Origin of the sequence: Aeromonas sp. 82P, from assembly GCF_051919365.1 — a bacterium.
Lineage (GTDB): Bacteria > Pseudomonadota > Gammaproteobacteria > Enterobacterales > Aeromonadaceae > Aeromonas > Aeromonas veronii.
In genome coordinates this window covers 1,267,892-1,294,438 of record NZ_JBQBEV010000001.1, presented here as the reverse complement: position 1 = coordinate 1,294,438, position 26,547 = coordinate 1,267,892, and the positions used below count along the sequence as shown (strand labels likewise).

Genomic DNA, 26,547 nt, shown 5'->3' with positions numbered 1-26,547 from the left:
AGATGAAAGAGTTACATGCCAGCTGCCTGTGCGGCGCCGTCGCCCTGACCCTACCGGATCAGTTCGACTATATGGGGAACTGCCACTGCAGCGAATGCCGCAAGTTTTCAGGGGGAGATTACGCCTCGGTCGGCGGACTGGATGGCAACCAGGTCACCATAGTGAAAGGGGAAGAGGCCATCGGCCGCTACCGGAAATCGGCAGAGACCACCCTGGCCTTCTGTCGTCACTGTGGCTCCAGCCTGTTCAGCCAGAAGAGCAGCAGCGGCAAGATCAACCTGCGCCTCGGGGTACTGGACGATGTGCCGAGCCAGCGACCCGCGTTTCACATCTTCGTCGGATCCAAGGCGCCCTGGCACCAGATTGGCGACGACTGCCCGCAATTTGATACCCGCCCGCCGGTCTGATACCCGGTCAAACAGGCCAGGGCCACCGCAACGGGATCAGGAGGCTATCTCGCCGGCAAACAGATAGCCTTCACCATGGACGGTGACAAACAGCTGGGGATCCCGCGGATCCGCTTCCATCTTGCCGCGCAGCCGCCGGATCAACACGTCTATGGTGCGATCGCTCGGGCCATCACCGCGATGGCTGATGAGGGTCAGGATCCGCTCCCGACTGAGCACCCGCCCGGCATGGGCGACAAAGGCCACCAGCACTTCATATTCGGCCTTGGTCAGACGCACCGGCACTCCGTCCTTGCTGAGCTGGCGACGGGGAATGTCAAAACGCCAGGGGCCGAAGCGCACCGCATCGTCAGCCACCGCAGGCTCGCTCGGCGCGGCGGCCGCCAGCGAGATCCGCCACAGCAGATTCTTGACCCGCACCAGCAACTCCCGTAGCTCGAACGGCTTGGTGACATAGTCGTCGGCCCCCATCTCGAGGCCGACAATCCGGTCCACCGCATCGCTGCGGCCGGTGACCAGAATGATCCCCACCGTGCTGCGCGCACGCAGTTCACGGGTTAACAGCAGACCATCTTCTCCCGGCAGGTTGATATCCAGCATCACCAGATCGACCCTCTGCTCCGCCAGCACGGCGCGCATCTCCTGGCCATTTTCGACCGCCGTCACCCGATAGCCCTCCCGCTCGAAATAGCCGGTCAGCTTCTCGCGGGTAACCGCATCATCTTCAACAACCAGAATGTGGTAGCTCATGGGCAGGGTTCACGATGGTCGACAAGGGAGGATTATTCTATTCACATTTTGTCATAAATACCCCTATTTCATTAATTTGTGGCGGCAGCCCTGTTCACAACGCCTCCCTATCATGGCTCCCATCAAAAAAGTGATGTGAGAGAGCATGATGAAAAAACTGTGGCACTTCCTGCGCACCCCCAGCCGTCGCTGGTCGGTACTGGCGCTGCTTCTGGTGGGCGTCAGCGTCACCCTCGCGGGCACCGTCGGCCTGCACTATGGCTTTGAGAAAACCAGCAGCCTCGAATTCTGTATCTCCTGCCACTCCATGAAAGACACCGTCTATCCGGAGTACAAGGAGTCCATCCACTTCAAGAATGCCTCCGGGGTACAGGCGGTCTGTACCGACTGTCATCAGCCGAAGGATTTCGTCGGCAAGGTGGCCCGCAAGATGGAGGCGGCCAACGACCTCTATCAGGAGTACATAGGCCACAGCATCGACACCCAGGAGAAGTTCGAGGACCGGCGCCTGCATCTGGCCGAGAAGGTGTGGGCGCGGATGAGCAGCCAGAACTCCAAGACCTGCAAGTCCTGCCACAGCTACGACAACATGGATCACGCTAAGCAGTCCCCGGCGGCTGCGCTGGCGATGAAAGATGCGGCGGCGAAGAACATGAACTGCATCGAGTGCCACAAGGGCATCGCCCACGAACTCCCCAACATGGCGGGCGGCTTCCGGGCCACTTACGCCACCCTGGTCAACGACGCGCAAGAGGCGCCAGCCGCCGAGACCCTCTACAACCTGGGTGAAAAAGATCTCTATGCCAGCGAACAGAGCACCGACCCGGTCGGCAAACTGCTGCCCGCCTCCCGTATCGACGTGGTGGACCGCAGCGGCGATCGCCTCAAGGTGACCATCGAAGGGTGGCGCGAGAGCGATGGCAAGGGCCGGGTGCTGAGCGAATACATGGGCAAGCGGGTCTTCGTCGCCACCATCCGTGACGAACTGAAAGCGAGCGAGAAAGTGCTCAAACAGGAGACCGACAGCGCCACCCATATCAAGTGGGAACAGGTTCAGGTGCAGGCCTGGGTCGATGGCAAGGGCTTTGAGTCCTCGCTCAAGCCAATCTGGGATTACGCCGGCGAAATGTACAAATCTACCTGCAACTCCTGCCACGGAGCGCCGGATCCCGCTCACTTCACTGCCAACGGCTGGATCTCGGGGCTCAAGGCGATGTCTGCCTACTATCGCCTGAGCAAGGAAGAGGAGCGCACCCTGCTCAAATACCTGCAAAACCATGCCGCCGATACCGGTGGTCAGGGCAGCCACTAAGTCCGGATTCGAAAGAGGAATAACAAGATGATCAATATTTCCCGTCGTGGTTTTCTGGGTGGCTTGCTGGCCAGCAGTGCCTCTGCCCTGATCGGCCCCTCCCTGCTCGGTCGCGCCGTGATGGCTGCCGAGTCTGGCGACAAGCTGGTGCAGTCCGGCTCCCACTGGGGCGCCTTCCGTGCCCGGGTGGTCGATGGACGCTGGGTCGAGACCCTGCCGTTCGAGCATGACAAGCACCCAACCGACATGCTCAAGGCCTTGAGTGAGGTGGTCTACAACCCCTCCCGCATCCGCTACCCTATGGTGCGGCTGGACTGGCTGCGCAAGGGGCACCAGTCCGACACCAGCGAACGCGGCCAGAACCGCTTCGTGCGGGTCACCTGGTCCCAGGCGCTGGACTTTTTCTATCACGAGCTGGAACGGGTGCAGAAAACCTATGGCCCGAGCGCCCTCTATGCCGGTCACTCCGGCTGGCAGTCGGTGGGCAAGCTGCACTCCGCTGGCGCCATGCTGGGGCGTGCCATGAACCTGCACGGCACCTATCTGGCCAAGGCCGGTGACTACTCCACCGGGGCCGCCCAGGTGATCCTGCCCCACGTGGCGGGCGCTATGGAGGTGTATGAGCAGCAGACCTCCTGGCCGCTGGTGCTGGAGCACAGCAAAACCATCGTTATCTGGGGCTCCGATCCCATCAAGAACCTGCAGGTGGGCTGGCTGGTGCCGGATCACAGCGTCTACGACTACTGGGCACAGCTGAAAGAGAAGGTAGCCAAAGGCGAGATCCGGGTGATCAGTGTCGACCCGGTCAAATCCAAGACCCAGAAGTACCTCAATTGCGATCAGGTGACCCTGAATCCGCAGACCGACGTGCCGCTGATGCTGGGCATCGCCCACACCCTCTACAGCGAGAAGCGCCACGATGAGGCGTTCCTGAAGAACTACACCACCGGCTTTGACAAGTTCCTGCCCTATCTGCTGGGCACCAGCGACGGTCAGGTGAAGGATGCCGAGTGGGCCGCCGCCATCTGTGGCGTACCAGCCGAGACCATCCGCGAGCTGGCCCGCGCCATGAGCAGCGGCCGCACCCAGCTTATCGGCGGCTGGTGTGTGCAGCGCATGCACCATGGCGAGCAGTACGCCTGGATGCTGGTGGTACTGGCCTCGATGATTGGCCAGATCGGCCTGCCGGGGGGCGGTTACGGCTTTGGCTGGCACTACAACGGGGCGGGCACCATCACCTCCAGCGGCCCCATCATGTCCGGTTTCAGCTCAGTCATTCCCGGGGTCAAGCCGATCCATGACGGCGACTGGAAGGGCTACTCCAAATTCATTCCGGTGGCCCGTTTCGTCGACTGCATCCTCAATCCGGGCAAGCAGATCGCCTTCAACGGCCAGACCATCACCTACCCCCATATGAAGATGGCGGTGTTCTGCGGCAACAACCCGTTCCACCACCAGCAGGATCGCAACAAGATGGTCGCGGCCTGGCGCAAGCTGGAAACCGTGGTCAGCATCGATCACCAGTGGACGGCCAGCTGCCGTTTTGCCGATATCGTGCTGCCCGCCACCACCACCTATGAGCGGGATGACATCGAGCAGTGGGGCTCCCACTCCAACGCGGGCATTCTGGCCATGTACAAGGTGGTGGAGCCGCTGTTCGAGGCGCGCGATGACTACGACATCTTCGCCGATCTCTGCCGTCGCTTCGGTCGCGAAGCCGAGTTCACCGGTGGCAAGAGCAAGCTGGAGTGGATCCAGAGCATCTATGACGATGCCCGCCTGCAGGGTCGCGGCATCGGCATCCGTCTGCCCCGTTTCAGCCAGTTCTGGCACGGCGAGGGCTTCGTCACCTTCCCGGCAGGCCAACCCTGGGTGCGCCACGAGTCGTTCCGTCAGGAGCCGGATCTGGAGCCGCTCGGCACCCCGTCTGGCCTTATCGAGATCTACTCCAAGACCATCGCCGACTACGGCTATGGGGATTGCCCGGGCCATCCGGTCTGGATCGAGCCCTACGAGCGCTCCCACGGCGGGCCGGGCAGCAAACAGTACCCGCTGCACCTGCAATCCTGCCACCCGGACAAGCGGCTGCACAGCCAGCTCTGCTCCTCCGACAACTATCGCGCCACCTACACGGTACAGGGTCGCGAGCCTGTCTACATGAATCCGCAGGATGCCAAATCCCGCGGCCTCAAGGACGGCGATCTGGTGCGGGTGTTCAACGGTCGCGGTCAGGTATTGGCCGGGCTGGTGGTGAGCGATGACTACGCCCCCGGCGTGGTGCGCATTCAGGAAGGAGCCTGGTATGGCCCGCAAGAGGGTGGCAAGGTAGGGACGCTCTGTACCTACGGCGATCCCAACGTGCTGACCGCCGACATCGGCTCCTCCAGCCTGGCGCAGGCCACCACGGCCCATACCGCGCTGGTGGAGATCGAGAAGTTCCGCGGGCAGGCACCTGCCGTCACGGCCTTCGGCGCGCCGGAATCGGCCAAGGGCATCGACCCCATGTTCCCGGCACTCTGACCTCGGGGGGACGAAAGCGCCCCCTTGAGTTTCCTTTATTTTTAAAGTCGTTAGAATCGGGAGCCATCAAGGCTCCCGATTGCCATCCACGGAGGAAAAATGCAGGAATTTATGGCTACCAGCGAACGCCGGGCCGAACTCTACTGGTGGTTCTCCACCCTGTTCGCTGCCGAACTCAGTGATGAGCAGATCGCCGAATATGACACCTATGATGTGCGAAGCTTCCTGAAAAGCCTCTCCACCCTGGATCCGATGCGCGAAGCCGTGGCCGAGCTCAACGAGGCCATCGCCCGCCTGCTGGTGCGCCAGGATCGCCAGCTGGAACTCGCCGCCGACTTCGCCGGCCTGTTTCTGGTGGATCCCAAACAGGGCGCCCTGCCCTACGAATCACTCTACCGTGGCGAGGCCAAGCTGCTGATGCAGGCCCCGAAGGCCGAGATGCAGGCCCGCCTCGATCGCCTTGGTATCAATGTCAGCGACAAATACAAAGAGCCCGCGGATCATCTGGCCATCGAGCTGGATCTGATGGGCAATCTCATCATCCGTGCGGCGGAAGCCAAGAGCGCAGCCGAGCGGGAACGCTGGCTCGACGAGCAGGAAGCACTGCTGCACGGCCATCTGCTGGGCTGGTTCGACAAGTTCGAGACGGCCTGTCGCGCAGCCGACCGGTTTGGCTTCTACGGCGCCAGTGCCCGTCTGCTGGGGGTCTTCCTCAAGATGGATGCCAACTACCTCTCTCTGGTCAAACCGGCACCGTCCGCCGACTGAGGCCGCGATGAAGACAGCCCTGCTTCTGATTGCATGCTGGCTGCTGGCCCTGATCCCGCTGGATCAGGGCATTACTCCCCTGATTGCACTGCTGTTCAACCCGGATCGCGAGCTCTACGGCACCGCCCAGCTCACCGGATTTGCCGGCATCCTGCTCACCCTCTACCTTGCCAATCTCGGCGTCGAGGTGGTGTTGCGCCGCCGCTTCCAGATTGCCGGCATGCTGGCGCTGCTGGCTGCCTGGATCGACTTCATCAACAGCAGTGGCTGCGAGTCGCACTTCCTGCTGCTCTATCTGCTTGCCCTCCCGTTCCATCTGATCGGCTGGCTGGTATTTGTACGCGGTATTCAGGCGTTTGGTCGCCAGAAGGGATAACCACTCGCCCCCTTTCTCCATCCTTTTTATCAGGTTTTTATGCCTATTCTTGCCGTCAAAACAACCAGATAACTCCGCTTGGCTCCCGGCCAAACAGTTCGTGCCATACTGACAACTGATGCAAGTGATAAAACAATCAATGCCGAGGTCATCATGGATGGGAAGCTTTTCAACGCCGACGCCGAGGCAATGTTGACCCAGCTGTCAGATCACACCGTCCTGGAACAGCTGATGGATAATGCCCCTCTGGGCATCGGCGTCTTTGACTGCGAATTTCGCTACCGTAAAGTCAATCAGGTGCTGGCCGACATCAATGGCAAAAGCATCGAGGAGCATCAGGGCAAGCACCTCAGAGAGGTGGTTCCCAAGCTGGCACCGACCCTGGAGCCTATGTTTCAGCAGATCATGCGCAGCGGCATGCCCTACGTGGATATCGCCATCACGGGCCAAACCGCGGCGTATGACAGCAGCTCCCGCCGCTTTCAGGCCACCTACAGCCCGATGCGTGATGAGAAAGGGGAGCTGAACGGCATCCTCGCCATTGTGCGGGACATCACCGAGCAGTACGAAACCGAACAACGGCTGCAACTGGCAATGCGAGCGGCCCAAATCGGGGTGTGGGAGTGGCACGTGGCGGAAGACAGATTACTGTTCGACGGCCAGATTGAGCCGCTGCTGGGCATCGAGGCCAACCAGTTCCACGGCGGGCTGCAAGCGTTCGTCGACTGTTTTGAACCGGAATCCGGCAGCCAGCTCAAGGCCGCCCTGCAAAGTCATGACCCCATCCATCTCACCCTGAGCTACCTCACCGCTCTCAACGAGCGCCACTGGGTCGATATTCATGCCGACCATGTCCCCGCCACCGAGTCGGTCGGCCACCGGGTCATGGGGGTCATTCACAATGCCACCGCCCGCCGCCGTCAGGAGGAACGACTCCATCAGGCCAACGTGGTATTCGATACCACGGCCGAGGGGATCATCATCCTCGACAGCGAGCACCATATTCTGTCGGTCAACCCGGCCTTCACCATGCTGACCCAATACAATGCCGAGGAGGTGATAGGCCGTACCCCGGATATCATCATGCATCCCAGGCGCTACACTGACCTCGACTATCCCTGGTATCACCTGCGCCCCGGCAACAACGCCTGGCATGGCGAGATGGTTTGTCTGCGCAAGGATGGTAGCTACTTCTCCTCCTGGCAGCAGATCAGTGCTGTCTATGACAACTTCAACAACACCACTCACTATGTGATCGCCCTTTCCGACATCAGCGCCATTCGCAAGGTGGAGGCCGAGCTGAATCACCTTGCCTATCACGACCCCCTGACCGAACTGGGCAATCGCCATCTGTTGCAGGAGCGGCTGGCCCTTGAGCTGAAAACCGCGCAGCTCAATCGCAAACGGTTGGGGCTGCTCTTTATCGATCTGGATGGCTTCAAGCTGATCAACGACAGCCTGGGCCACGGAGTTGGCGATGAGCTGCTCAAGCGGCTGGCAGAGCGGATCCGCGGCTGCCTGCAGCACAACGATCTGGCGACCCGCCTCGGGGGAGACGAGTTTCTGGTGCTGATCCCCTATCTGGAGGAGCCTGACGAGCTGGCAACCCTGGCCAATACCCTGCTGACCGTGTTGCGTGAACCGGTTGAGCTGGCCCATGAGCTGGTGGCGATCTCGGCAAGTATCGGTATCGCCATCTATCCGGATCATGCAGACAGCCCGGAAACCCTGGTCAGCGCCGCCGACAGCGCCATGTACGAGGCGAAAAGTCAGGGGCGCAACGGATTCCAGTTCTATACCCCCTGCATGGCGGCTCGAGCCCGCGAGCGGATGCAGATTGAGCAGGGTCTGCTCAAGGCCCTTGAGCTCGAACAGCTCTGCATCTTCTATCAACCCATGACCAATCTGGCCAACGGCCACCTGAGTGGACTGGAAGCCCTGCTGCGCTGGCAGCATCCCAATGAGGGGATGATAGCGCCGACCCGTTTTATTCCGGTGGCAGAGGAGTGCGGCCTGATCGAGAAAATAGGGGAGTGGGTAATGCGCAACGCCTGCGAGCAGGGACAAAACTGGCTAGCCGCCGGACTGCCGGTGCCCCGCTTGTCGGTCAATGTGTCGGTGCGGGAGATGCGATCCCCGGGCTATGTTGAACGGGTCGCCGCCATTCTGGCCGAGACAGGATTTCCGCCAGAACGGCTCGAGATCGAGGTGACGGAGAGCATCATCCAGCGGGTCGATCAGAGCATGCAGCTGTTCACCCGCCTGAAGGCGCTGGGGGTGCAGATCGCCATCGACGACTTCGGGACCGGCTTCTCATCCCTGAGCCTGCTGAAAAGTCTGCCCATCGATCGCATCAAGATCGACCGGGCGTTTGTGCAGGCATTACCGGAAGACAAGAACAGTCGGGAGCTCTGCCGCACCATCATCAATCTGGCCGACAGTCTGGATATGGAGGTCACCGCCGAAGGGATTGAAACCAAGGCACAACACGCCTTTTTGCAGTCACTCAACTGCGGCGAAGGACAGGGCTATCTGTTCAGCAAACCACTGCATGTAGAACAGATGCACGAACGCTTGGATTGCCAAAACGTTCAACATTAGCGATACCAAGGAAACAAACGGTCAATCAAACTATTTTCCAAACGTCAGGGTAGGAACACCACCATTATCCCGTTCATTGGCCATGCGAGTGAGCGGTGAGTCGCCAGAGTAACGGGATCCTGGCTCACTGAGAGCAAACTTGGTTCCCGACTTTTTATCCTGCCATGCATGACCAAGCTGATCAGCAACCCGCTCCCGCACAGTCTGTGAAGGCTCCTGGTGTGTAATCGCAAACTCTTTGGGAGGCTTGTCTGCAAGAACAGTCGTATCAAACTGCCACAGGGATGCACAGAGCAATAGAGAGAACATAACTACCTCCATCCATCGAAGTCCTCCTTTTTACCGACTCACTGCGTGAGTGTCACCCATAACCCTGTAACCAAATGTTGCTGTCTATCCAAAAGTCTAATTGCCCCCATCAGCCAAAGGTATAAGTTGTTACTTAATTATTAAAAGTATGTATTCAAAGGAGTGAGTGATGAGCGAGAGCAAGGTCTACCCGGTCAAACCCCACATCAGCAGCAATGCACTGCTAGACAAGGGCGACTACGCCGCCATGTATCAGGCCTCAGTCGAGGATCCCGATACCTTCTGGGGAGAGCAGGGAAAAATTCTCGACTGGATGAAACCCTATACCAAGGTCAAGAACACCTCCTACGATCCGGGCCATGTATCCATCAAGTGGTTTGAAGATGGCCAGCTCAACGTCTCTGCCAACTGTCTCGATCGCCATCTCGCCGAACGGGGTGACAAGGTCGCCATCATCTGGGAAGGGGACAACCCCGCCGAAGATCGCAAACTCACCTACCGCGAATTGCACATCGAAGTGTGCAAGTTTGCCAACGTATTGAAAGCACAAGGGGTTCACCGCGGCGACGTGGTCTGCCTCTATATGCCGATGGTGCCCGAAGCCGCCATCGCCATGCTGGCCTGTACCCGCATCGGCGCGGTACACAGCATTGTCTTCGGCGGCTTCTCGCCGGAAGCGCTGGCCGGCCGCATCATCGACTCGGGCTCGCGCATCGTGATCACCGCCGACGAGGGACTGCGTGGCGGCCGTCCGGTGCCACTCAAGAAAAATGTGGATGAAGCGCTCACCAACCCGGATACCCAGGTCAACAAGGTGATCGTGCTCAAGCGCACCGGCGGCAATGTCGCCTGGCACAACCACCGCGACATCTGGTGGCATGAAGCGACCGCCGCCGTCAGCAGCGACTGCCCGCCCGAGGCGATGAACGCCGAAGATCCGCTCTTTATCCTCTATACCTCCGGCTCCACCGGCAAACCCAAGGGGGTGCTACACACCACTGGCGGCTATCTGGTTTATGCCACCCTCACCTTCAAATATGTGTTCGACTACCACGAAGAGGATATCTACTGGTGTACCGCCGATGTGGGCTGGGTTACCGGTCACTCCTATCTGGTCTACGGGCCGCTTGCCAACGGCGCCACCACCATCATGTTCGAAGGGGTGCCCAACTACCCGGCGACCAACCGCATGAGTCAGGTGGTGGACAAGCACAAGGTCACCATTCTCTATACCGCCCCCACCGCCATCCGCGCCCTGATGGCCAAAGGCAACGAAGCGGTCACCGGCACCTCGCGCCAGAGCCTGCGCATCATGGGCTCGGTGGGTGAACCCATCAACCCGGAAGCCTGGGAGTGGTACTACCGCACCATTGGTGACGAACGCTGCCCCATTGTCGATACCTGGTGGCAGACCGAGACCGGCGGCATCCTGATTACGCCGCTGCCCGGCGTCACCGACCTGAAACCGGGCTCTGCAACCCGTCCCTTCTTCGGGGTGCAACCGGCGCTGGTGGACAACATGGGCGAGCCGCTGGAGGGGGCCACCGAGGGTAACCTGGTGATCACCGACTCCTGGCCAGGCCAGATGCGCACCGTGTTCGGCGATCATGAGCGGTTCGAGCAGACCTACTTCTCCACCTTCCCGGGCCGCTACTTCACCGGCGACGGTGCCCGTCGCGACGAGGACGGCTACTACTGGATCACCGGTCGGGTGGATGATGTACTCAACGTCTCTGGCCACCGCATGGGTACCGCTGAAATTGAATCGGCGCTGGTGGCCCATCCCAAGATCGCTGAAGCCGCGGTGGTGGGGGTTCCTCACGAGATCAAGGGTCAGGGCATCTATGCCTATGTCACCCTGATCGCCGGGGAAGAGCCGAGCCGCGAGCTGCACAAAGAAGTGAAGGAGTGGGTCCGCAAGGAGATTGGTGCCATCGCCACGCCGGACGTGATCCACTGGGCAGAGGGGCTGCCGAAGACCCGTTCCGGCAAGATCATGCGGCGAATTCTGCGAAAGATCGCCACCGGCGAGACCGACAGCCTGGGGGATATCTCCACCTTGGCGGATCCGGGCGTAGTAGACAAACTCATTCGCGAGAAGTCGGAAGCTGCCTGATCCCGCTTCGTTTGTTGCTCAATAAAGCCGGCCCTGTGCCGGCTTTGTCGTTTCTCATCCGCCAGCAAACAGCAAGGCGGTAGCTACGGAGCCTTGCCGACCAGAATGTGCAATAAATAGCCAGATGTAGAGATTAGACCAGTAAAATGCTGCTAATTTTCACGAAATCAATATAATTGCGAAATCTGTGTGCCAGGGCACACCGATTTTCGCAGAAAATGGCTAGATTTCTGGTAGTCCACAAGATAGCTGATAGATAGCAGCATTATCATCGAGGATGTACTCAATATGTCGCAAAATCACCGAATCCTCCTGCTCAACGGACCAAACCTGAATCTGCTGGGCAAACGGGAACCGGGTATCTACGGCAGCAAGACGCTTGATGAGATCGTCGCCGATCTGAAGCTTAACGCCAGCGAACTCGGTGTCACTCTGGAACATCTGCAATCCAATGCCGAACATGAGTTGGTCGGCCGCATCCATCAGGCCATGGGCCAGGTGGATTTTATCATCATCAATCCAGCCGCTTTCACCCACACCAGCGTCGCCATTCGCGATGCGCTGCTGGGTGTCGCCATCCCTTTTATCGAGGTTCACCTGTCAAACGTCCATGCCAGGGAGCCGTTCCGTCATCACTCCTATCTGTCTGATGTCGCCAAAGGGGTCATTTGTGGTCTGGGGGCCGATGGCTACCAATTCGCTTTAACCGCGGCCGTGCACCATCTGCGCGCGGCTTGATAATCACTGATCAGATAAAGAAGAAAGAGAATGCTAATGGATATCCGCAAAATCAAGAAGCTGATTGAACTGGTTGAAGAGTCCGGCATCGCCGAACTGGAGATCTCCGAAGGTGAAGAGTCCGTTCGCATCAGCCGCAACTTCTCCGGTCAGGTGACCACCGCCATGCCGCAGATGATGATGCAGCAAGCTGCTCCGGTTGCCGCACCAGCCGCTGCCGCCCCGGTTGCCGCGGCACCGGCCGCCGATGCCGCCCCGAGCGGTCACCTGATGCGCTCCCCGATGGTTGGCTCCTTCTACCGCTCCTCCAGCCCGGATGCCAAGCCGTTCGCGGAAGTGGGTCAGCAAGTCAATGTCGGCGACACCCTGTGCATCGTCGAAGCCATGAAAATGATGAACCAAATCGAGTCTGACAAGGCCGGTGTGATCAAAGCGATCCTGGTTGAAAATGGTCAGGCCGTCGAATTTGACGAGCCGCTGTTCATCATCGAATAAGGGAAATCGCCACCCATGTTGGACAAAGTAGTCATCGCCAACCGCGGTGAAATTGCCCTGCGGATCCTGCGCGCCTGTAAAGAGCTCGGGATCAAGACAGTGGCCGTTCACTCCACCGCCGACCGGGAGCTCAAGCATGTGCTGCTGGCCGACGAATCAATCTGTATCGGCAGACCGGCCAGTACTGAATCCTACCTCAACGTCCCGGCCATCATCGCCGCCGCCGAGGTAACCGGTGCCGTGGCCATCCACCCGGGTTACGGCTTCCTCTCCGAGAACGCCGATTTCGCCGAAGTGGTCGAAAAATCCGGCTTCATCTTCATCGGCCCGCGCGCCGAGACCATTCGCCTGATGGGTGACAAGGTCTCTGCCATCGAAGCGATGAAGAAAGCGGGCGTACCGTGTGTACCGGGCTCTGACGGCCCCGTCGACAACGACGCCAAGCACAACGCCGCCATTGCCAAGCGCATCGGCTATCCGGTGATCATCAAGGCAGCCGGTGGCGGTGGTGGTCGCGGTATGCGCGTGGTGCGCAATGAAGCGGAACTGGCGGGTGCCATCGCCCTGACCAAATCCGAAGCTGGCCAGTTCTTCAAGAACGACATGGTCTACATGGAGAAGTACCTGGAAAACCCGCGCCACATCGAAATTCAGGTGTTGGCAGACGGCCAGGGCAACGCCCTCTATCTGGGCGAGCGTGACTGCTCCATGCAGCGTCGCCACCAGAAAGTGGTGGAAGAGGCGCCGGCACCCGGCATCACCGCCGAAATGCGCAAGTTCATCGGCGAGCGCTGTGTGCGCGCCTGTATCGAGATCGGCTACCGCGGCGCGGGTACTTTCGAGTTCCTGTACGAGAACGGCGAGTTCTATTTCATCGAGATGAACACCCGTATTCAGGTTGAGCATCCGGTCACCGAGATGGTCACCGGTATCGATCTGATCAAGGAGCAGCTGCGCATCGCCGCCGGTCAGCCCCTGTCGATCACCCAGCAGGATATCCGCATCCGTGGCCATGCCATCGAGTGCAGGATCAACGCCGAAGATCCGGCCACCTTCATGCCCTCTCCGGGTCTGGTGCAGCGCTTCCACGCGCCGGGTGGTCTGGGCGTGCGTTGGGACTCCCACATCTATGCCGGTTACAAGGTACCGCCCCACTACGATTCGATGATCGGCAAGCTGATCTGCTACGGCGAGAATCGTGACATTGCCATCGCCCGCATGCGTCATGCGCTGGACGAGCTGGTGGTGGAAGGGATCAAGACCAACGTACCGTTGCAAAAAGAGATCATGAAAGACGAAAACTTCCAGCACGGTGGCACCAATATCCACTACCTGCACAAGAAGTTAGGTCTGTAAGGATCGCTGATAGAGACCGGACTTCCGGTGGAAGTCTGCTCCGCAAGGAGCCTCTGCTGAAAAAGGGCCATGGCGACATGGCCCTTTTTTGTTATCCTTGCGCCCCTCAAATTTGTCGGAGGCCAAGGTGAACCGTTTCGCTCTCGCCCGCCGGGAAGCAGCTTTCTGCCTGCTGCTGACCCTGTTCTACTTCTTTGCCTGGTATGGCACCGCCTATTTTATCCCGCTCCAGCTGGAGTTGTGGGGGCTGCCGCTGTGGTTCCTGCTCAGCTGCATGGTGATGCCGCTGCTGTTCATTCTGCTCTGCGCCCTGATGGTGAACCGGCTGTTTGTGGAGATCCCCCTCGATACCCACTCCCCTTCCGGCAAGGAGTCATCCCATGAATCTTGAGTTGATGCTGCCGCTCGTCATCTATCTGGTGCTGGTGCTGGGGGTGGGTTTCTGGGCCAGCCGCCATCGCGCAGAAGGCAACTTCGTGCAGGAGTACTTCATCGGCAACCGCAGCATGGGCGGGCTGGTGCTGGCGATGACGCTAGTGGCTACCTACACCTCGGCCTCCTCCTTTATCGGTGGGCCGGGCGCGGCCTACAAGATCGGTCTGGGCTGGGTGTTGCTGGCGATGATCCAGCTGCCCACCGTCTGGCTCACTCTGGGAGTGCTTGGCAAGAAGTTCGCCATCATCGCCCGCCGGGTCAATGCGGTGACCATCAACGATATGCTGTGGGCCCGCTACCAGAGCAAGGCGGTGGTGATCCTCGGCTCCGTTACTATCATCCTCGCCTTTATCGCGACTATGGTGGTGCAGTTTATCGGCGGCGCCCGCCTGCTGGAGACCGCCACCGGGCTCTCCTACCAGCAGGGGTTGATGCTGTTTGCCAGCTGTGTGCTGCTCTACACCATCATCGGCGGTTTTCGCGCCGTGGTGATGACCGATGCCCTGCAGGGGATCATCATGCTGATCGGCACCGGCGCCCTGCTGGCAGGAATTCTGATTGCCGGTGACGGCCTGCCAAACCTTATCCACCAGCTCAGGGAGATCGATCCCAAGCTGGTAAGCCCGCAAGGGGCCGGCGACATGCTGACCCAGCCCTTTATGCTGAGCTTCTGGATCCTGGTCTGTGTCGGGGTGGTGGGGCTACCCCACTCGGCGCTGCGCTGCTTTGGCTATCGCGACAGCAAGGCGCTCCATCGCGGCATTCTGATCGGCACAGTAGTCAGCGCCCTGCTGATGTTCGGCATGCATCTGGCGGGTGCCCTTGGCCGCGCCATCCTGCCGGGCATGGACAGCCCGGACAAGATCATGCCCTCCTTGATGATGGAAGTGCTGCCCCCCTGGCTGGCCGGGGTCTTTCTGGCGGCGCCGATGGCGGCCATCATGTCCACCATCGACTCCCAGCTGATCCAGGCTTCCGCCACTCTGGTGAAGGATCTCTATCTCAACTATCTGAGTCCAAAGCAGGAGAAGCTGGAAGTGCGCATTCCGCGCCTCTCCCTGCTCTGCACCCTGATCTTGGGCACCCTGGTGCTGCTGGCGGCGCTGCAACCGCCTGAGATGATCATCTGGCTCAACCTGCTCGCCTTTGGCGGTCTGCAGGCGGTTTTCCTCTGGCCACTGGTGCTCGGTCTCTACTGGTCGCGGGCCAACGGCCCGGGCGCACTGGCCAGCATGGTCAGCGGCATCGTCAGCTATGGGGTACTCAGTCAGTGGGGGATCAAGCTGGCTGGCCTGCACGCCATCGTGCCAAGCCTCACGCTGGCGCTGGTGGTCTTTATCGCGGTCAGCCTGCTGACGGCACCGCCCTCGCGGGAAGTGCGCGAGCTTTTCGGGCAGAAATAATAAAAATATAAATTAGGGGTTCCAAAACTATCCCCAAATAGGTGTTTTCCGGTTAAACTGTGCGCCAAGTCACAGAACGTAGCCGCTGTATGCCCGTTAAAGCCACTCGACAAGTCGTTACTCAAGCCCTGCAGCGGCTCGGTTATGCCCTGCTGCTGCCCGTCTCCATCCTGCCGATGGCGGCGCTGATCTACCGGCTTGGGCAACCCGACGTGCTCGATTTGGCGGTGCTCTCCCTCACCGGTCAGGCGATCTTCAGCCAGATGCCGCTTATCTATGCGGTGGCGATCGCCTTTGGCCTGAGTCGGAAAGAGCTGGGCGGGCAGACGCTGGCGGGTGCGGTCAACTTCCTGCTGCTCAGCACAGCTTTCAATACGCTAGCCCCCAACCTGCACGCCGACATGATCTGCGGCCTGCTGGCGGGGCTTACCACCGCCATCATCTACCCCTGGGTACACCAGCAAACCCTGCCCCGCTGGCTGCAGATCGCCAAGGGGGAGTTTCCCAGCCTGCTGGTGTCGGCCTTGGCCTGCCTGCTGATCGCCATCCCCCTCTCGCTGCTGTGGCCGCCACTGGAGCGCGGGCTGACCCTGCTCACCTCTGAGCTGCTTACCACGCCGTTTGGCGCCTTCTGCTACGGCACCCTCAACCGCTTGCTGATCCCGCTCGGGCTGCATCAGGTATTGGGTAGCGTCATCGGCCTTGGCGAGAGCAACCTGCAGGCGCTGGCCGCCGCCCAACCCCTTCATGAAGGGTATGTGGCCGGTCTCTACCCCATCATCATGTTCGGCCTGCCGGGCGCCTGTTTTGCCATCTGGCTGCACCGCCAGCGGATGCAGCGGCTGCCACAGGGCGGGCTGCTGCTCACCCTGGCGCTCACCTCGGCACTGGTGGGTATCACCGAGCCCATCGAGTTTCTGTTCGCCTTCACCGCCCCTTGGCTGTTTCTCGCCCACGCCCTGCTGACCGGGCTGTCGCTGGCGGTCTGCAGCGGGCTGGGGATCAAGGTGGGCAGCTATTTCTCCGCCGGTCTGCTGGATCTGGTGCTGAGCTATCAATCCGGCGAGCACAGCTTCTGGCTCATTCCGGTCGGTATCCTGTTCTTCGTCGCCTACACCCTGCTGTTCTATCAGCTGCTGGAGCGCGCCCCCCTCAGCATGCCGAGCAAACCCATCGCGGTAGAGCATCCGCGCCTCGCCAGCGTTGCCCCCTCCGACCCGCAGATGCTGGCGATCCAGTACCTCAAGGTGCTGGGCGGGATGGACAATCTGGTGGCGATGAGCGTCTGCCTCACCCGGCTCAGCCTGCGGGTGCGCGATATTTCGCTGGTGGATCAATCCCGCCTGCTGGGGCTGGGCTGCCTCTCCTGGATCCAGCTCAACGACCACCAGCTGGTGCTGGTGCTGGGCCCCAGCGCCAGCCTGATTGAAGGGCAGATCCGCATGCTGGCGGAGCGCCAGTCGGTCCCCCTCGGCCTCAAACCCAATCAGGAGTCGGCCAGCCAGAGCAGTTGGTAACTCAGGCAAACGGCAACCGCTCGGCCACGAAATCCATCAGGGTGCGCAGGGCGGGAGCCAGATGCTCCCGACTCGGATAGATAAGGTAAAACGGGTTGGCCGGAATCGGCTGATCCGGCAACACCTTCTGCAGCCGCCCCGCCGCCAAATCCCCTTCACAGACATGGTGGGGCAACAGGGCAATCCCCCCGTCATGAAGCGCCATCTCCCGCAGCGCCAGCAAGCTGTTGCTGACACAGGCCCCCTGCGGCCGCCAGCCACCCTCCTGCAATGGCCACACCGGCATGGCCGAGTGCACCAGGCAGGCATAACGGCCCAGCTCGCTCAACTGTTGCGGCATGCCGTGGGCCGCCAGATAGGCGGGCGCTGCCACCAGATGACGCGCCACCTGACCGATACGCCGACAGATGAGGCTGGAGTCTTTCAGCGGCGCCGCCCGCAGCGCCAAATCATAACCTTCCCCCACCAGATCTAGCTGATCGTCACTCAGGGTCAGCTCCAGCACCACCTCGGGATAGAGGGCGCGAAACTCGGCGAGGATCCGGCCAAGCAATAGAGTACCGGTCGCCTCGGGGGCAGTGATCCGCACCCGCCCCGCCGGGGCCGAGCGCAGCCGTGCCATCGCCAGATTGGCACTGCGGGCCAGTGCCAGCAGTCCCTGACAGTGCTCCACATAGAGTTCCCCCTGCGGGGTCAGGCTCAACCTGCGGGTGGTGCGCTGCAACAGCCGCACCCCGAGCTGGGATTCGAGCCGCGAGATCTTCTGGCTCACCGATGACTTGGGCATACCAAGCAGCTCGGCGGCCCGGGTAAAGCTCCCCTGCTCCACCACGGTGGCAAACAGTCCCATCAACTCCAGATCGACATTGTTCATATATTCAAACAGTCTTTACCGATTACCCATCTTAATCTTGATAATCAACCAGAATAGAGTGAGTGGCAATCCCGAACACAGCGATTTGAAAGGAAAAACCATGAAAGCCATTGCCCTGACTCACTATCTGCCAAGCGACCACCCCGACTGCTTTATCTCCGCCAACCTGCCCGATCCGGTTCCGGGCCCGCGGGACCTGCTGGTGCGGGTCACCGCCACCTCCGTCAATCCGGTGGATACCAAGGTGCGCTCCCCCAAGGCCAAAATTGAAAGCTCGCCCCGGGTACTCGGCTGGGATGCGGTGGGGGAAGTGATCGCCACCGGCAGCGAAGTCACCCTGTTCAAGGCGGGCGACCGGGTCTGGTATGCCGGCGATATCAGCCGTCCGGGCAGCAACAGCGCCCTGCAACTGGTGGATGAGCGCATCGCCGCCATCGCCCCCACCAGCTTGAGCGATGTGGAGGCCGCCGCCCTGCCGCTCACCGCCATCACCGCCTGGGAGACCCTGTTCGAGCGCTTCGCTCTTACCCGCGAGAGCCGTGGCAAACTGCTGATCATCGGCGGCGCCGGTGGCGTGGGCTCCATCGCCATCCAGCTGGCCCGCCAACTCACAGGTATGGAGGTGATTGCTACCGCCTCCCGCCCCGAGAGCCGCGAGTGGTGCCTCGAGATGGGCGCCCATCAGGTCGTAAACCACCACAAGTTGCAGGAGGAGCTGACCGCCCTTGGCATCACTCAGGTCGATGCCATCTTCTGCACCAACGCCACCGCCGAGCACTGGGCCACCATGGCCGGGTTGATCCGTCCGTTCGGCCATATCTGCACCATCGCCGAATCGAGCGAGCCGTGGGATCTCTCCCTGCTCAAGAGCAAGAGCGTCACCTTCAGCCAGGAGTTCATGTTCACCCGCTCCCTGTTCCAGACGCCAGACATGATCGAGCAGCACCGCCTGCTCGGCCGGGTAGCGGCACTGGTCGATGAAGGGGTATTGCAGACCACCCTGACCAGAACCATCCCGTCACTGACCCCGGTCACGCTGGCTCAGGCCCATGCCGAGGTGGAAGCGGGCCGCATGGTAGGCAAGCTGGTGATCGACATGAGCGGCTTTGTCAACTAAGCCCTCCAACGCACCATGATGGGATAAGTTCACCAAGGAGATGCCCCAAACGGGCACAATCAGCGGCAATCATGACAGCCTGTGGCAGACCAACGTCCGACAATCAGCCAAAAAAGAGGCCATTTCGCGAGAAATGGCCTGAATACCTGAACATTGGGGTAACAATCACACACATATCCTTATGCAGGACATATTAGTCTTTGCATCTGGCGTGCCAACAGCAGCATGAATGCGCCAAAACGACGTCAGCCCGTCCTTGAGCAAGGTGCCAACCTTGCTCTTTTTTTGTTTGGCAGACTGTTTACCAGGCAAAGAAGTGCAAATAAAAAAATGCCACCCGAGGGTGGCAGTGAAAGATGACGGAACTTGAGCAAAGCGTTCAGCGAAAACCGGTCGTCTTCGCCTGCATAGAGCAATACAGGAACCGTGCCAATCCGGCAAAAGCCCCCGTATCCCTCCACGTCATGGGCAAACCACGACAGCACTGCCCCATGATGGTAGAATCTCGCGGTTTCACATTTATGAAGAGTCGACGCCATGCCCTGGATACAAATTCGAATCAACGCCACTGCCAAGACCGCAGACAAGGTGAGCAACATGCTGCTGGGGCGTGGAGCCCAGGCGGTGACCTTTATGGATGCCAAGGATGTGCCCGTCTATGAACCCATGCCCGGTGAAACCCCGCTCTGGGGCGAGACCGAAGTGATGGGTCTGTTCGATGCCGAAACCGATCCGGCTCCCACCATCGCCTTCTTCCAGCAGATCTTCGGCGAAAATGTCGGCTACAAGGTCGAGCAGCTGGAAGACAAGGACTGGGTGCGCGAGTGGATGGATCACTTCCACCCCATGCAGTTTGGCGAGCGCCTCTGGATCTGCCCGAGCTGGCGCGACGTGCCGAACCCCGATGCGGTCAACGTCATGCTGGATCCGGGTCTGGCCTTCGGTACCGGTACCCACCCCACCACGGCACTTTGCCTGCAGTGGCTGGACGGGCTGGATCTGACCGGTAAAACCGTGGTCGATTTTGGCTGTGGCTCCGGCATTCTCGGCATCGCCGCCCTGAAACTGGGTGCCGCCCGCGTCATCGGCATCGACATCGACCCGCAAGCCATTCAGGCCAGCCGTGACAACGCCGCGCGCAACGGCGTTGCCGACCAGATTGAGCTCTACCTGCCGGCCGACCAGCCGCAAGATGTCGAAGCGGACGTGGTGGTCGCCAATATCCTGGCCGGCCCGCTGCGCGAACTGGCTCCACTTATTGCCGGCCACGGCAAGCCGGGCAGCCTGATGGCCCTCTCCGGCGTGCTGGAGAGCCAGGCCCCGGAGCTGGAAACCATCTACGGCCAGTGGTTCGATATGGACCCGACCGCCGTCAAGGAGGAGTGGTGCCGCCTCTCTGGCCGCAAGCACGGCTAAACATAGCTCCCGCTCTCAAGGCGGCAAGTCAGCATCTTTATTAAACAAGAGCACCCGCGGGTGCTCTTGTTGTTTCTCCCTTTTCTCACTCTGGGGGAAGGTTCACGCTTCTCTGGCCAATGAGGGATTAACATCGTTCCTCCACATCATTGAGGCCCTGCCATGACCGAATACCAGAAGATGATCAGCAGCCAACCGTACAACTGCATGGCACCCGAGTTGGCCCAGTTGCGCCGGGAGGCGGCACGGCGCTATCGCCGTTTCAATCAGGCGGAAGAGAAGACAGAGCAGCGGGCACTACTGGCGGAGCTGATTGGCGAACTGGCAGAGAATGCCTTTATCTGCCCGCCCCTCTACTGCACCTATGGCTGCCACATCCACCTTGGCGAGCGCAGCTACATCAATATGGGGGCTACCCTGCTGGACAACGCCCCCATTCGCATCGGCGCCCATGTGATGATTGGGCCAAACGTGCAGATCTATACCGCAGCCCATGCGCTGGAGGCCGACGAACGAATTCAGGGAACAGAGACAGCGCTGCCGGTCACCATTGAAGACAAGGTCTGGATTGGGGGCGGCGCCATCTTGCTGCCCGGCGTCACCATAGGGCGGGAGGCGATCGTCGGCGCAGGCGCCGTAGTCACCAAAGATGTACCGGCCGGTGCTCGGGTAGTCGGCAACCCGGCCCGGATCCTGCCAGCCAAAAACAGGGCATAAGGCTGCCAACCGGGCTGCATGACGATGCCGCCATCAACTCACAACAACCCTGACACCCCATAAAAAAATAAAGCCCAATGTCACGAAGACGTTGGGCTGTTAAAAGGTGCTACGGAATTGCGACTCTCATCGCAGAAAAATTAGAAGGAGTGCCCTTCTAAACTGGCAGGGAGATATTAGCGAATGCGCAAACGTTTTACATAGTGAAATACAACAGGATTGCGAGGTACATCGCACTATTTAAATAATTACCTGCTATGGCGCGCGAAGCCTCTTTGACCCATTTATTTTCCCCAATTTCTCTGGTTACTATTCACGGTTAAACAGAAAAGCCCCGATTTCTCGAGGCTTTGCTTCTCTCAACCGCAACGTGGCGAAAAGTCAGAAACGGCGGACAAACTCATCGAGCGGCAGCTCGCGCAGTTTGCGTGCTTCCAGCATGGGAGTACCGAGATAGAGGAAACCCACCAGCTGATCGTCTGCCGCCAGTCCCAGTCCCTTGTTGATCTGCTCATCGAAGATAAACCAGCCGGAGCGCCAGATACCGTTGAAGCCCTGTGCCTGCGCCGCCATCTGCATCGCCATCAGGGCACAACCAGCAGAGAGCTCCTGCTCCAGTTTCGGCACCTTGGGGTGATCCTGATAACGGGTTGCCACTGCAACGATCAAAGGCGCCCGCAGCGGGGCTTCGCTGCACTTCTTGATGCTCTCTTCATCTTCACCGCGGGCACGGGCCGCCTCGGCCAGCAGTTTGCCCAGCTGCTCGCGCCCCTCCCCTTCGAACAGAATGAACTGCCAGGGAGTCAGGGTGCCGTGATCCGGCGCGCGCAAGCCCGCCTTGAGGATATTGTCGAGCACCTCACCGCTCGGAGCGGGATCGGCGAGACGGCCACAGGAGTGGCGATTGAGCAACAGGGTGAGGGCATCCATGGGCAATTCCTTCTCTGGGGCAATGATGGCGCTACCTTAGCACAGCACCGAATGAAGAAAACCCCTGAGGCTCAGGGGTTTATCGCACTATAAAGGACAAGAGGGCACAGTTGGCTAGATGATCGCAGCCAGCTCGGCCCCTTGCCGGATGGCGCGCTTGGCATCCAGCTCGGCAGCCACATCGGCACCGCCGATGATGTGCACCGGCTTGCCTGCCGCCTGCAACCCGGCCTGCAGTTCTTTAAGGGGCTCCTGCCCGGCGCAGACGATCACCTGATCCACCGGTAGACACTGCTTGGTCTCGCCCACCTGAATGTGCAAGCCCTCGTCATCGATCCCCAGATATTGCACCCCGGAGAGCATCTGCACCTTGCGGTTCTTGAGCACGGTACGGTGGATCCAGCCGGTGGTCTTGCCAAGTCCGTCACCCACCTTGCTCTCCTTGCGCTGGAGCAGCCAGATCTGGCGCTCGGGGGCGTCGATTTCAGGAGCCGTGAGGCCACCGCGCTCGCCAAGCTGTTTGTCGATGCCCCACTCCTTGAGCCAGTGATCACGGTGCCCATCGGCATCCATCTCCACTTTCTTCTCTACCAGATACTCAGCCACATCGAAGCCGATGCCGCCGGCACCGATCACCGCCACCTTCTGGCCGACCGGCTTGTGATCCCGCAATACATCGAGGTAGTTCAATACCTTGGGATGCTCGATCCCCGGGATATTGGGGGTGCGCGGACGGATACCGGTGGCGAGGATCACCTCGTCAAAACCGCCGCCGAGCAGGCTCTCGGCACTCTGGCGCTGGCCCAGATAGAGCTCGACGCCGCACTTCTCCAGCCGTTTGGCGAAATAGCGCAGAGTCTCGTGAAACTCCTCCTTGCCCGGGATCTGCTTGGCGAAGTTGAACTGGCCGCCGATTTCGCTGGCCTGATCGAACAGGCTCACCTGATGACCGCGCTCGGCAGCGTAGCAGGCAAATGCCAGCCCGGCCGGGCCCGCCCCCACCACCGCCAGTTTTTTGGGCTGGGGCACGCGGCCAAAGGTCAGCTCGGTCTCGAAGCAGGCGCGGGGATTGACCAGACAGGAGGCGCGCTTCTGCTTGAACACATGGTCAAGGCAAGCTTGATTGCAAGCGATGCAGGTGTTGATCTCGTCCGCCCGGTTCTCGGCCGCCTTGATGACAAATTCGGGATCCGCCAGGAAAGGGCGCGCCATGGAGACCATATCCGCCTCGCCACCCGCCAGAATCCGCTCGGCCACCTCGGGGGTGTTAATCCGGTTAGTAGTGATAAGCGGCACCTTGAGATGTTTTTTCAGCTCGGCGGTCACCCAGCTGAAGGCGCCACGCGGCACGCTAGTGGCGATGGTGGGAATACGCGCCTCGTGCCAACCGATACCGGTGTTGATCAGGGTCACCCCCACCGCTTCCAGCGCTTTGCCAAGGGCAATCACCTCTTCCAGGGTCGAGCCCTGCTCCACCAGATCCAGCATGGAGAGGCGGAAGATAATGATGAAGTCGGTGCCGACCCGCTCGCGGATGGCGCGGACAATCTCCACCGGGAAGCGCATCCGGTTTTCGCTGCTGCCGCCCCAGCCATCGGTCCGTTTGTTGGTGCGCTCGCAGATGAACTGGTTGATGAGATAGCCTTCCGAGCCCATCACCTCGACGCCGTCATAACCGGCCGCCTTAGCCAGCGCTGCTGTAGCCGCGAAGTCGCGAATGGTGCCGCGGATCTGTCGCTCGCTCATGGCGCGTGGCTTGAACGGGGAGATGGGTGCCTTGAGGGCGCTCGGGGCCAGACTGAAAGGATGATAGGCGTAACGACCGGCATGGAGGATCTGCAGCGCTATCTTGCCCCCCTCCTGATGCACGGCGCTGGTCACCTTCTTGTGCTTGCTCACCTGCCAGGGAAAGCTCAGCTGAGAGCCGTGAGGCACCAGCCGACCGCGCAGGTTGGGGGCAATGCCGCCGGTGACGATAAGGCCAACACCACCACGGGCGCGCTCGGCATAAAAGGCGGCCAGCTTGTCAAAACCGCCCTTCTCCTCTTCGAGGCCGGTATGCATGGAGCCCATCAACACACGGTTGCGCAGCTGGGTAAAACCGAGGTCAAGGGGCGTCAGCAGATGGGGATAGCGACTCATGATGCCTTCCTCTTTAAGGCCAGGGTGCATGGAACAACGCCCAACACCCGGTTGCGCAGCTGGGTAAAACCAAGGTCGAGCGGGGTCAGCAGGGTCGGATAGCGGCTCACGATGCCTCCAGTTAATTTTTTGTTATCAAACTGAGGCTAGAGTAAAGAATCGAAAATTCTTTTTCAAACAAATGTTTGGACAATTTTTCAGCGAACAGCTGTGCCCTGAACGAAGATAGGCGGGATCCGCCAGTCGGAAATGGCAATTTCGCCCGCAACTGGTTAATAATGGCTCTTCTCTACCCATTAACAGGGCGATAACGCGACTATGTCTATTTTCAAAGGTCTGGGTTGGTTGTTCCGCAGCCTGTGGCGCCTGCTCAATTTCACCCGGCTGATGCTGGTCAATCTGCTGTTTCTCATCGTAGTGCTGGTCATCGTCTTCAGCGTCAGCCAGAAAGAGGCTCCCAAGGCGCCCATCGAAGGGGCGCTAACCCTCAATCTCAACGGCGTGCTGGTGGAGCAACGCTCCCAGACAGATCCCACCATACAACTGCTGCGCCAGATGGACAGCAGCGACGAGCAGCCGAGCGAGATCGTCCTCTCCGACCTGCTGTGGGCCATCAAGAGTGCCAAGGATGACGAGCGCATCAAGGCGCTGGTGATCAAGCCGCAAGGGCTGCAGGGGGCCAACTTCACCAAACTGCAGGAGGTGGCGAGTGCCATCGACTCCTTCCGGGAGAGCGGCAAACCGGTGATCGCCATGGCCGACTTCTACACTCAGGGGCAATACCTGCTGGCGGCCCACGCCGATCACGTGCTGCTCAACCAGAGCGGCGCCGTGGTGATCGAGGGGCTTGGGGTCTACCAGACCTACTTCAAGTCGGCGCTGGAGAAGCTCAACATCACCCCGCATGTATTCAAGGTCGGCACCTACAAATCCTTCGTCGAACCCTATACCCGCGACGAGATGTCCCCCGAGAGTAAAGAGGCGAACCAGCGCTGGCTTGATCAGCTGTGGCAATCCTATGTGGCTGACGTGGCCGAGCAGCGGGAGATCGAACCGGATGCCGTGGCACCGGGCAAGGAGCGCTTCCTCGAGCTGCTGCGCAAAGCCGGTGGCAATGCCGCCAACTACGCCCTCGACAACGGGCTGGTGGATCAGCTGGCCACCCGTGACGAGATGACCCAGGCGGTCATTAAAGAGGTGGGTGAAGCGGACGACCACGGCTGGAAAGGGGTCGGCCTGAAAGAGTATCTGGCTGCCATTCCGGAACAATATCCCCAGAGCGGCAAGGATGAGGTGGGTCTGGTGGTCGCAAGCGGCGCCATCATGGATGGCGTCCAGCCTGCCGGTACCATAGGCGGTGATAGCCTCTCCGACCTGCTGGCCGATGCCCGCCGCGATGACAAGGTCAAAGCCGTGGTCCTGCGGGTCGACAGCCCGGGCGGCAGCGCCTTCGCCGCCGAGCAGATCCGCGCCGAGCTGCTGGCCCTGAAACAGGCTGGCAAGCCGGTAGTGGTCTCCATGGGCAGCTATGCCGCCTCCGGTGGCTACTGGATCTCCGCCGATGCGGACAAAATCTTCGCCTCCCCCACCACCCTCACCGGTTCCATCGGGGTGTTCGGCATGTTTGCCACCATCGACAAGGCGTTGGCCAAGTTCGGGGTGCATACCGACGGGGTCGGCACCACAGATTACGTTGGCGTCGGCCCGACCCGCGCCCTGCCGGATCACGTCGGTCAGGCAATCCAGCTGAGCGTGGAAGATACCTACCAGCGCTTCATCGGTCTGGTCAGCAAGGGCCGTGGTCTGAGCCCGGAAGAGGCCGAGAAAGCGGCCGAAGGGCGAGTCTGGACCGGCGAAGATGCCAAGGCCCTGGGGCTGGTGGACGAGTTCGGCAATCTGGATGACGCCATCAAGGCCGCCGCCGACCTGGCCAACCTCAAAGAGTGGCAGGTCACCCCCATCGAGCAGGAGGAGTCCACCAAGGACAAGTTCCTGCGCCAGCTGTTTGACAGCAGTGCCCAAGTGCTGGCCCCCCAGTTGCAAAGCTGGCTGCCGGCAGGATTTGGCAAGGCATTGGTGGAAGTGAACCGCAGTCTCGACCCGCTCACCCGCTTCAACGATCCGCAAGGCACCTACGCCTTCTGCCCGGTCTGCGTGCAGTGAGCAAGCGGTGACTCTCCCCATAAAAAACGGCGACCATTTGGTCGCCGTTTTCTTTATTCAGCCAGTGCGCGCGGCACCGCCAACT

Annotated in this window: 22 protein-coding genes; 17 read left to right on the top strand and 5 right to left on the bottom strand. The window is 60.4% G+C overall.

Annotated elements, in window-relative coordinates:
- The first annotated feature begins 2 nt into the window (after positions 1-2).
- Positions 3-407 (top strand): GFA family protein, encoded by a 405-nt coding sequence (locus ACTG2S_RS06070; RefSeq protein WP_139740022.1) that lies wholly within the window; start codon positions 3-5, stop codon positions 405-407.
- Positions 408-443: 36 nt separating this feature from the next.
- Here ACTG2S_RS06070 and torR read toward each other — a convergent pair whose 3' ends face one another.
- Complete coding sequence (torR, locus tag ACTG2S_RS06065; protein WP_179903230.1) at positions 444-1,157, bottom strand: two-component system response regulator TorR; 714 nt, start codon at positions 1,155-1,157, stop codon at positions 444-446.
- A 145-nt stretch (positions 1,158-1,302) separates the two neighbouring features.
- On the opposite strand from torR, the gene torC reads away from it, so the two are divergent.
- From torC to ACTG2S_RS06040, 5 genes are all read left to right on the top strand, one after another.
- Entirely contained in the window at positions 1,303-2,469 is a 1,167-nt protein-coding gene (torC, locus tag ACTG2S_RS06060; RefSeq protein WP_081250394.1) for a pentaheme c-type cytochrome TorC, read from the top strand.
- A gap of 27 nt (positions 2,470-2,496) precedes the next feature.
- Entirely contained in the window at positions 2,497-4,989 is a 2,493-nt protein-coding gene (torA, locus tag ACTG2S_RS06055; RefSeq protein WP_274160176.1) for a trimethylamine-N-oxide reductase TorA, read from the top strand.
- 99 nt (positions 4,990-5,088) lie between these two features.
- The gene (gene torD / locus ACTG2S_RS06050) at positions 5,089-5,757 is read left to right on the top strand and encodes a molecular chaperone TorD (protein WP_274160175.1); all 669 of its coding nucleotides are present in this window, start codon (positions 5,089-5,091) and stop codon (positions 5,755-5,757) included.
- A 7-nt stretch (positions 5,758-5,764) separates the two neighbouring features.
- Positions 5,765-6,133, top strand: a complete 369-nt coding sequence (locus ACTG2S_RS06045) for a hypothetical protein (RefSeq protein ID WP_005338902.1) — start codon at positions 5,765-5,767, stop codon at positions 6,131-6,133.
- A gap of 153 nt (positions 6,134-6,286) precedes the next feature.
- Positions 6,287-8,734 (top strand): sensor domain-containing protein, encoded by a 2,448-nt coding sequence (locus ACTG2S_RS06040; RefSeq protein ID WP_420791274.1) that lies wholly within the window; start codon positions 6,287-6,289, stop codon positions 8,732-8,734.
- Between the two features lie 30 nt (positions 8,735-8,764).
- Here the strand turns inward: ACTG2S_RS06040 and ACTG2S_RS06035 are convergent, their stop codons facing one another.
- Entirely contained in the window at positions 8,765-9,055 is a 291-nt protein-coding gene (locus ACTG2S_RS06035) for a hypothetical protein (protein ID WP_439982162.1), read from the bottom strand.
- Between the two features lie 157 nt (positions 9,056-9,212).
- Between ACTG2S_RS06035 and acs the strand changes: the two genes are divergently transcribed.
- From acs to ACTG2S_RS06000, 7 genes are all read left to right on the top strand, one after another.
- A complete protein-coding gene (acs, locus tag ACTG2S_RS06030; protein ID WP_274160174.1) occupies positions 9,213-11,159 on the top strand; it encodes an acetate--CoA ligase in 1,947 nt (648 codons plus the stop codon).
- Positions 11,160-11,447: 288 nt separating this feature from the next.
- Positions 11,448-11,897: a type II 3-dehydroquinate dehydratase gene (gene aroQ, locus ACTG2S_RS06025; RefSeq protein ID WP_005338907.1), complete on the top strand. Its 450-nt coding sequence runs from the start codon at positions 11,448-11,450 to the stop codon at positions 11,895-11,897.
- Between the two features lie 36 nt (positions 11,898-11,933).
- Positions 11,934-12,392 (top strand): acetyl-CoA carboxylase biotin carboxyl carrier protein, encoded by a 459-nt coding sequence (accB, locus tag ACTG2S_RS06020; protein ID WP_005338908.1) that lies wholly within the window; start codon positions 11,934-11,936, stop codon positions 12,390-12,392.
- 15 nt (positions 12,393-12,407) lie between these two features.
- Positions 12,408-13,748 (top strand): acetyl-CoA carboxylase biotin carboxylase subunit, encoded by a 1,341-nt coding sequence (accC, locus tag ACTG2S_RS06015; RefSeq protein ID WP_005338910.1) that lies wholly within the window; start codon positions 12,408-12,410, stop codon positions 13,746-13,748.
- A 127-nt stretch (positions 13,749-13,875) separates the two neighbouring features.
- Positions 13,876-14,139: a YhdT family protein gene (locus ACTG2S_RS06010; RefSeq protein WP_005349483.1), complete on the top strand. Its 264-nt coding sequence runs from the start codon at positions 13,876-13,878 to the stop codon at positions 14,137-14,139.
- Positions 14,129-15,586, top strand: coding sequence for a sodium/pantothenate symporter (gene panF, locus ACTG2S_RS06005; protein ID WP_227273115.1), 1,458 nt, complete (start codon positions 14,129-14,131; stop codon positions 15,584-15,586). The genes ACTG2S_RS06010 and panF overlap by 11 nt, the downstream gene beginning before the upstream one ends.
- Positions 15,587-15,675: 89 nt before the next feature.
- Entirely contained in the window at positions 15,676-17,103 is a 1,428-nt protein-coding gene (locus ACTG2S_RS06000) for a PTS transporter subunit EIIC (RefSeq protein WP_439982160.1), read from the top strand.
- A gap of 1 nt (position 17,104) precedes the next feature.
- Here the strand turns inward: ACTG2S_RS06000 and ACTG2S_RS05995 are convergent, their stop codons facing one another.
- Positions 17,105-17,977 (bottom strand): LysR family transcriptional regulator, encoded by an 873-nt coding sequence (locus ACTG2S_RS05995; RefSeq protein ID WP_162504381.1) that lies wholly within the window; start codon positions 17,975-17,977, stop codon positions 17,105-17,107.
- A 100-nt stretch (positions 17,978-18,077) separates the two neighbouring features.
- On the opposite strand from ACTG2S_RS05995, the gene ACTG2S_RS05990 reads away from it, so the two are divergent.
- The 3 genes from ACTG2S_RS05990 to ACTG2S_RS05980 all read left to right on the top strand — a co-directional run bounded on the left by ACTG2S_RS05990 (position 18,078) and on the right by ACTG2S_RS05980 (position 21,227).
- A complete protein-coding gene (locus ACTG2S_RS05990) occupies positions 18,078-19,094 on the top strand; it encodes a zinc-binding alcohol dehydrogenase family protein (RefSeq protein ID WP_279497831.1) in 1,017 nt (338 codons plus the stop codon).
- A 537-nt stretch (positions 19,095-19,631) separates the two neighbouring features.
- Positions 19,632-20,510 carry a 50S ribosomal protein L11 methyltransferase gene (gene prmA, locus ACTG2S_RS05985; protein ID WP_274160170.1) on the top strand — a complete coding sequence of 293 codons (879 nt, stop codon included), beginning with the start codon at positions 19,632-19,634 and terminating at the stop codon, positions 20,508-20,510.
- Positions 20,511-20,672: 162 nt separating this feature from the next.
- Positions 20,673-21,227 (top strand): sugar O-acetyltransferase, encoded by a 555-nt coding sequence (locus ACTG2S_RS05980; RefSeq protein ID WP_274160169.1) that lies wholly within the window; start codon positions 20,673-20,675, stop codon positions 21,225-21,227.
- Between the two features lie 381 nt (positions 21,228-21,608).
- Here the strand turns inward: ACTG2S_RS05980 and ACTG2S_RS05975 are convergent, their stop codons facing one another.
- Together ACTG2S_RS05975 and ACTG2S_RS05970 are read right to left on the bottom strand one after the other, a co-directional pair.
- Positions 21,609-22,157 carry an NAD(P)H nitroreductase gene (locus tag ACTG2S_RS05975; protein ID WP_274160168.1) on the bottom strand — a complete coding sequence of 183 codons (549 nt, stop codon included), beginning with the start codon at positions 22,155-22,157 and terminating at the stop codon, positions 21,609-21,611.
- 114 nt (positions 22,158-22,271) lie between these two features.
- Positions 22,272-24,299 (bottom strand): oxidoreductase, encoded by a 2,028-nt coding sequence (locus tag ACTG2S_RS05970; RefSeq protein WP_439982158.1) that lies wholly within the window; start codon positions 24,297-24,299, stop codon positions 22,272-22,274.
- A gap of 318 nt (positions 24,300-24,617) precedes the next feature.
- On the opposite strand from ACTG2S_RS05970, the gene sppA reads away from it, so the two are divergent.
- Positions 24,618-26,462: a signal peptide peptidase SppA gene (sppA, locus tag ACTG2S_RS05965; RefSeq protein WP_439982156.1), complete on the top strand. Its 1,845-nt coding sequence runs from the start codon at positions 24,618-24,620 to the stop codon at positions 26,460-26,462.
- Positions 26,463-26,547: the final 85 nt, after the last annotated feature.